The organism is Candidatus Schekmanbacteria bacterium (genome assembly GCA_003695725.1).
Classification (GTDB): domain Bacteria; phylum Schekmanbacteria; class GWA2-38-11; order GWA2-38-11; family J061; genus J061.
Genome location: RFHX01000054.1, coordinates 1 through 5,126 on the forward strand (window position 1 = coordinate 1; position 5,126 = coordinate 5,126).

The window sequence follows — 5,126 nt, forward strand, 5'->3', positions numbered from 1 at the left end:
ATATAAAAAAATAGAAATAAAATTTTTATTACAAAAAAATATCTCTTGACTGAAACATACCATAGTGAAAAGTTTTTATTGAAAATTATAGGAATAAAGATTTGAATGAGGGGGGGTGATTTTTTTTAAAAACTTCATTTTTTTATAGACAAAAAAAATGAAGGGCGTTATTGTTAATATAATTTTTGAATTAATAACATTTTTTAGGAGGAGGTAATATGAAAAGAAAGTCTTCATTTTTTGTTGCTTTTGTCGTTTTCATCCTTTCAGCGGCGTTATGTCTCCCGGGGGCTTATGCAAAGAAAAGCAAATATTTTGTAGTGGACAAATGTAAAATAAATAACAAAAATGTTACCCTTAACAAGCCCAAAAAAGGAGTGTCAAAGGCGGCAAAGATCTCTCAGTCAGTATCTGCAACAAGACCTAAAATCAAACTTGAATTCGATAAACTTAAAAAAGGGAAATCAACTATCAAAATGACTCTCGAATTCACGCCAGTTGATACGAATGATCAAAGACGCATCACAATGACTGCTGCTGTCATCGTAAAGACAGACAAGAAGGGCAAAAAGATTACACTTTCAAAGGTCAAAGGAAATGAATTTAAATATACAGGTACCTTGTCAGACGGCTCACCTGCAAATGGCGGCACACTCGATGTAAATGGCAAGGATGCTCTAACAGCAAGAAAGAAAACCTGTACATTGAATTCTGAAGTTCTTCTCAATGCCTTGACTGCAGAAGACAAGATTGGACAAATTGGTAAACAAGTTGGAGACTACACTTATAAACTTACTCTCTCAGGGGCTAAGTTCAAACTTAAAAAGAGAAATCTCAAAAAGATTAAAGGAACACTTAGCGTAACAGAATAAAGAAAACTATTTAAGCTCTTTCAAGCCCCGCTTCTATATATGTGGCGGGGCTTTTTGTTTTTAAAAATGTTCGCAACTCAAAGAAGAAATTATTTGCACTTTTTTTCAAGCTTTATACTTGGCTTCTGATACCAATAAGGGTGTTTCTGTTGAGCTAAAAATAATGGATGAATTCTAATTTATCCTGTCAATTTCACTTGACATTTCTAATTAAAAATTTAGACTGCATTCTTGTAATAAATCTCTTTTTTTGCCTTTTCTGATAAAAATTTTTAACCTCTTAATTGAAGGCGGTGTAGCTCAGATGGTTAGAGCATGCGGCTCATATCCGCAGTGTCCGGGGTTCGATTCCCTGCACCGCCATAAAAATATCTAACTTACCTTTTAAAACTTTTATGCCATACAGCTTAAACGAAAAAGACCCGCCAGTAAGAAAATCACTTGAAACAGTTGAAAAATACAATATGTTGAAGGAAGGTGAGAAGGTTTTGATAGCCCTTTCAGGAGGTCCTGACTCTATATTCCTATTACATCTTTTCAACGATTTTTTAAAAACAAAATATTCTCTCAAGCTCCACATTGCCCACCTCAATCACGGAATAAGAGAGGGGGAAAGTGAAAGAGATGAGGAATTTGTCATTAAAACAGCTGACAATCTCGGAATCGACATAACTATTGAAAAAATTGATGCCTTTGCAGAAAAAAGAAAATATGGCACTTCACTTGAATCTGCATGCCATTTTGAAAGAATAGGTTTTTTAAGAGAAACTGCAAAAAAAATCACAGCCAGTAAAATCGCATTAGGTCATACTTTAGATGACAGGATTGAATCCTTCTTTATGAATGTCCTGCGAGGCACAGGTGTATCAGGTATGAAGGGCATCTCGCCTGTGAATAAAAAATACAACATCATCAGACCATTGATTGATTTGGCAAAAAAAGAGATTGAAGAATATCTATCAGCTCATCAAATTGAATATGTGAAAGATTCATCGAATTTAGTCCTAAAATATGAAAGGAATATCATAAGAAGCAAACTAATACCTTCTATAGAAGAAATCAAACCTTCATTCAAATCTGCATTGAGAAGGTCAATGAATGCGGCGGCAGACGACGATGATTTTTTGAATGATATATGCAAAAAAGAACAGAACATAGCTATAATTGAAGAAAACAAAGACTTTATTCTCCTAAACAAAGAACATTTCAAAAAACTGCACAGGTCAATAGGAAAAAGACTTCTAATCATTATTCTTGCAAAATACAAAAGCCCCAAGACAAGAATCAGCAGTTTTCATATTGAAAGAGCTCTTGAATTCATTTGCCAATCAAAGCATGGTACGGAATTCCATTTGCCGTCAGGGATCCGTTTCATCAATAGTTATGGCAAGATTTTCATCAAAATCATTAGTGAAGATGAAAGAAAAGAGGAAGCCCTTTCTTTCATAAATCCTCCATCTGAAACAAAGCTCAACGGATTCCCCTACACTATTTCCTCAGCAATTCTTGAAAGGAATGAAGTAAAAAATCTGAAATCAGGGCAAAGTGAGGCGTTTCTCGATTTAAATCAATTGAGTCTTCCTTTAAAGGTAAGAAGAAGAGAAGAGGGAGATTTCTTTTATCCTTTAGGGAATAAAGGGAAAAAGAAACTCAAAGATTTTTTTATCAACCTCAAAATTCCTAAAGATGAAAGGGATAAAATTCCAATTGTCCTCTCAGGAGACGACATCGTATGGGTAGCAGGCTATAGAATAAACGACAAATTTAAAGTAACAAAAAATACAAAAAAAATTCTCCATCTTAAAATAAAAAAATAATCTGCTTCTCATCTTCATAATGACTTATCCAAATTAATTTAAACTTATTCTTGATTTTATGAATTTCAGGTTTATAAGATAATAATGTGATAATTAACCATTTTAATGGGGTCAGATGGAGCTTTTAAAATCAGGAATTCCCGGCCTTGATGAAATCTTTCAAGGAGGCATACCAAGAGAAAATTGTCTTCTTGCTGAAGGACCGGCAGGCTCAGGGAAAACGACTTTCGGACTTCAATTCATATATAATGGCGCTACCCGCTACAATGAGAATGGACTAATTATCACCTTGGAAGAAAAACCTGCAATGCTTTATCGCGATGCTTATAACTATGGCTGGAATCTAAAAAAACTGGAAAAGGAAAATAAGATAAAAATTATTCCTACTTCACCTCAAACTCTGATTGATATGATTTCAAATCCTACAAGCCACATAAACAACATCTTTGAAGAAATGAATATCAAACGAATATTTATCGACTCCATAAGCCATTTCAGACAAATAGCCGAAAACAATCTTCATTACCGTGAACTAATCAACAAACTTATTTATGCTGTTTCAGACAAAAACGCATTTATTGTACTTTCAAGGGAATTGCCGGGTTATAGTGAAAACAATCTTTTCTCTGATGAAGTGTATCTCGTCGATACTGTCATACGGTTGACATATGAATCCTGTGGGAATAGGAGAAGAGAAAGGTTTATAGAAATCCTCAAATCTCGGGGTCAGGATTATATTTCGGGAAAACACTCCTTTATCTTCGATACGACAGGAATTCATATTTTCCCTTCCTGCTTTCTGAAAAACTACGATATAAATGATATTCCCTCCTCTGAAACTGCAAAATTGAGCACAGGAATTGAGGGGCTCGATGAAATGCTGGGTGGAGGACTCAGCGTTGGGAAAACAGCGCTCATAACAGGGTCAAGCGGGACAGGGAAAAAAACAATAGGAATACAATTTCTAAACGAAGGTTTTACTCATAATGAAAACGGGCTATTTGTTACACTGCACAACAGACCTGAGGACATCATTCATTCAGCACTATCTTATTCGATAAATCTTGACGTAGCACTTAAAAAGAGGATGCTTGAAATTCTTTATCGTTCGCCAATGGAACTGATTGCCGATGAACTTTCCCACTCGATCAGAAAAATCTGCTCAGAAATGAATATTAGAAGAGTTGTAATAGATTCACTCAATGACTTAAGCGATTCAATAAAAGATAAGGATTACTTTAAAAATTTTCTCTTTTCACTATGCGATTTCTTTTCAAACAAAGGAATTACCACCATATTGACTCTCGACCTCAATGAAATGTTCAGTGCATCTGAAAGTGAAAACAGTGAAATAATGGGGCTAATTCCAGCCGTAATTTCACTTCGTTATGTAGAACTCGAAAGTGAAATAAGAAGGGCTGTTTCAGTAATCAAAGTAGGCGGCTCATATCATGACCGTAGTATCCATGAATACATTATCTCAAATAAGGGAATGGAAGTTTTAGAAAAATTCGAAGGTAGAGAAGGTTTGATGAGCGGTTCACCGAAAAAAATTGATATACAGCTTCAAGAAATCTTAGGGAATATGGCTCTTTATGAAAGAGCTGTTAAAAAAAATCGTGGTATCGACGACCATTAATAAAAAATTTTTTTTCATTCAATATCACCAATTATTTCTTGCATTGTAAATTAGCAAATGTTTAAAATATTTGTTGAATGTAATTAAGTTATAAAATTAATTATAAATATTTTTATTTTCGCTAAATAAAGTTTGTGGAGTTCGTTCAAAATGGTTGATTCATTTGATGACTTCCTTCAAAAAATTGCTAATTCCACTGCAAAAATAGAGATAATAAATTACTTCCAAAACAATCCTTCAGCCATTGATTCACCGCAAGGCTTGAGTCGATGGATCAATATTGACCCTCTTGAAATTGAAAATGAATTGGAAGACTTAGTGGAAAGCGGTATTCTTCTAAAAGAAAATGCCGGCACTCATTCACTCTACCGTTATTCTCCGCGCAAAGAATTCTCTACTTTCATATCTAATCTCTTCAACGCGCGCTCATATTATGAAAAGAAGATAGCCGAACTTGAAAAGGAAAAAAACTCTATCTCAGACAGGTTTACAAAAGAGATAATCAGAGAGAAAGGGAAAACCAAAACTATAATAGAAAGTATGAATGAAGGAATACTTGTCCTAAATAATGAAGCTAAAATTTTGACTGTAAATTCATTGGCGAGGGATATTCTATCAATAAAAGAGAGTGATCCAACAGGAAAAGACTTTTTCTCCATCATATCATCAGATAAAAGAAAAGATTTGATGAAGTTAATTTCAGAAAATGAGAATGGAACTTTTGAAATAAAGTTGGAGGAAAATAAAAAAGAATCTTTTTACAAGGTCAATATATCAGAATTGAGAGATGACTCAGAC

At 34.1% G+C, this 5,126-nt stretch carries 4 protein-coding genes and 1 tRNA gene; all 5 read left to right on the plus strand.

Features of this window, described 5'->3' with window-relative positions:
• Positions 1-218: 218 nt before the first annotated feature.
• Positions 219-872, plus strand: a complete 654-nt coding sequence (locus D6734_02540) for a hypothetical protein (protein ID RMF97250.1) — start codon at positions 219-221, stop codon at positions 870-872.
• 289 nt (positions 873-1,161) lie between these two features.
• Positions 1,162-1,235: transfer RNA gene (locus D6734_02545), tRNA-Met, on the plus strand.
• Positions 1,236-1,267: 32 nt separating this feature from the next.
• Positions 1,268-2,689, plus strand: a complete 1,422-nt coding sequence (gene tilS / locus D6734_02550) for a tRNA lysidine(34) synthetase TilS (protein RMF97251.1) — start codon at positions 1,268-1,270, stop codon at positions 2,687-2,689.
• 115 nt (positions 2,690-2,804) lie between these two features.
• The gene (locus D6734_02555; protein RMF97252.1) at positions 2,805-4,328 is read left to right on the plus strand and encodes a hypothetical protein; all 1,524 of its coding nucleotides are present in this window, start codon (positions 2,805-2,807) and stop codon (positions 4,326-4,328) included.
• 150 nt (positions 4,329-4,478) lie between these two features.
• A partial coding sequence (locus D6734_02560) for a PAS domain-containing protein (protein ID RMF97253.1) occupies positions 4,479-5,126 on the plus strand: 648 nt, incomplete at its 3' end.